This is a genomic window from Methylobacterium symbioticum (assembly GCF_902141845.1).
Taxonomy (GTDB): domain Bacteria; phylum Pseudomonadota; class Alphaproteobacteria; order Rhizobiales; family Beijerinckiaceae; genus Methylobacterium; species Methylobacterium symbioticum.
This window is the reverse complement of the sequence record NZ_CABFPH010000241.1, coordinates 1-832: the sequence shown is the minus strand read 5'-3', so window position 1 is coordinate 832 and position 832 is coordinate 1. Positions and strand designations below refer to the sequence as shown.

The following is an 832-nucleotide window of genomic DNA, read 5'->3' as shown; positions in this document are numbered from 1 at the left end:
TGGCCGTTGGCCGCCATGCAGGCGAAGACGTAGTCCACGCGCGCGTCGGTCGGGTAGTCGTTCTCCTCGGCGGCCCGGGCTCCGAACGTCAGCCCCGCCCGCCGGCCCGCCCAAGGTCCTGCTGATCGGCTCCTCCACCGGTGGCCCCCGCGCCGTGGGCGAGGTGCTGGAGAAGATCGGCGCGGCGACGCTGCGCCGCCTGCCGGTGCTGATCGTCCAGCACATGCCGCCGATCTTCACCGCGGTCTTCGCCGAGCATATGGGCAGCCGCGTCGGCCTGCCCTCCGGCGAGGGCAAGGCGGACGAGCCGCTGCAGCCGGGACGGATCTATGTGGCCCCCGGCGGGCGCCATATGGGCCTCGTCGCCGGCCCCGGCCGCGAGCCGGTGATCCGCCTCGATGACGGGCCGCCGGTGAATTTCTGCCGCCCGGCCGTGGATGTCCTGTTCAAGGACGCCGCCGCGATCTTCGGCTCGGCCACCGTCTCGGTGATCCTGACCGGGATGGGCTCGGACGGCACGCACGGCGCCCGGGCGCTCGTCGATGCCGGCGGCCCGGTCCTGGCCCAGGACGAGGCCACCAGCACTGTCTGGGGCATGCCCGGAAGCGTCGCCAAGGCCGGCCTCGCCCAGGCCGTGCTGCCGCTGCCCGAGATCGGGCCGGCGCTCCGCAGCCTCATCACGGGGCAGCCCGCATGACCGACCTCGATTTCGACTTCCTGCGCGGCTTCCTCAAGAACTGATGCGGTGGATGCCCCCACCGACCGGCATCTCGTATGCCTGATGGTTGAATCGGAACCGATCATAGGGGTCATCGATGACGACGATCAGCAT

The 832-nt window shown here is 71.4% G+C and carries 1 protein-coding gene; it reads left to right on the top strand.

All coding sequences use genetic code 11. The features are described 5' to 3' along the window. A partial coding sequence (locus MET9862_RS29050; protein ID WP_142586323.1) for a CheB methylesterase domain-containing protein occupies positions 1-697 on the top strand: 697 nt, incomplete at its 5' end. Positions 698-832: the final 135 nt, after the last annotated feature.